The sequence below is a fragment of the Acetobacterium sp. K1/6 genome, assembly GCF_034438075.1.
In the GTDB taxonomy this organism is placed as follows: domain Bacteria; phylum Bacillota; class Clostridia; order Eubacteriales; family Eubacteriaceae; genus Acetobacterium; species Acetobacterium carbinolicum.
Genome location: NZ_JAXQGA010000070.1, coordinates 1 through 1,308, shown reverse-complemented (window position 1 = coordinate 1,308; position 1,308 = coordinate 1). Strand labels below are relative to the sequence as shown.

2 protein-coding genes are annotated in these 1,308 nt (G+C 46.7%); both read left to right on the top strand.

Translation table 11 applies throughout. The features are described 5' to 3' along the window. The first annotated feature begins 113 nt into the window (after positions 1-113). Complete coding sequence (locus tag U2P91_RS17890) at positions 114-989, top strand: IS630 family transposase (RefSeq protein WP_322520100.1); 876 nt, start codon at positions 114-116, stop codon at positions 987-989. A gap of 19 nt (positions 990-1,008) precedes the next feature. After that, positions 1,009-1,308 (top strand): PEP/pyruvate-binding domain-containing protein (locus U2P91_RS17885; RefSeq protein ID WP_322520101.1); only part of this gene is annotated, 300 nt, incomplete at its 3' end.

Genomic DNA, 1,308 nt, shown 5'->3' with positions numbered 1-1,308 from the left:
ATGCTGGAATTAAGATGAACTCCAACCACAACTAAAACACTGTCCGATTATAGCACAAGACAGAACACTTAGGACGTATAATGGAGAGGACGAGATGACTAAGAAGACCAAAAATGCCAGCCCCCTATAGTTACGACCTCAGACAAAAAGTTATTGATGCCATTGAACTAGACGGTATGCCCAAAACAGAAGCCAGTCAAGTTTTCCATGTCAGCCGGAACACCATTAATCTCTGGCTGCAAAGAAAAGCACAGACCGGAGACTTCCTCCCTAAACCTCATCACCGACCTGGCAATAACCACAAAATTACCGACTGGCATAAATTCAAGGCTTTTGCCCAAGAGCATGGCCACAAAACCTCCGCTCAAATGGCTGAACTTTGGGATGACGACATCTCTCCTCGCACCATATCCAGAGCCTTGAAGAAAATTGGCTTCACCAGAAAAAAAACTTACGGCTACCAAGAACGTGATGAGCAACAGCGAGAGGAGTTTATGGCTCAGATTGAACAGATGGAGCCGGAAGAAGTGGTCTACCTCGATGAAGCCGGCATGAATAGTCAGGACTCGGATTACCCTTATGGTTACTGCGAGGAAGGAAAACGCTTCCATGCCCTCAAATCAGGGAAGAGGCAGGGCAGGGTGAGCTATATGGCCCCATGGTGTCATCAACAACTCTTAGCCCCCTTTAGCTTTGAGGGTTGTTGTAATCGGACAGTGTTTGAGTTGTGGTTGGAGTTCATCTTAATTCCAACATTGAAGCCAGGTCAGACTCTAGTATTGGACAATGCAACGTTTCATAAAGGGGGGCGGATTGCTGAACTGGTGGAGGCAGCTCAATGCCGTTTACTCTATCTACCACCTTATTCGCCAGACCTCAACAAGATAGAGAAATGTTGGTCGTGGTTGAAAGCCCGCATTCGCCATTGTATTGAGCAGTTTGATTCTCTCCATGATGCCATGGATTCTGTTCTCAAAGCTGCGTCCTAACCACCTTGACTAATGCTATATTGGCGTACAAAAAATGGTGCGATCGGACCTAGCCACTTCCGGGGTAATGTTCTCAATTGATACAGAAACCGGATTCAAAAATGCCGTCATCATTACCGCCGCCTATGGCTTAGGGGAAACCATAGTCCAAGGGACTGTCAACCCTGATGAATTCATGGTATTTAAACCCATGTTGCGGGAGGGTTTTCGACCCATTATCGCCAAGCGTCTGGGTAGTAAAGCCGTGAAAATGGTTTACGATCGCCAGGAAGCTACCCGCCTTATTCCCGTCCCAGAAACCGAAAAACAAAAATTTTCC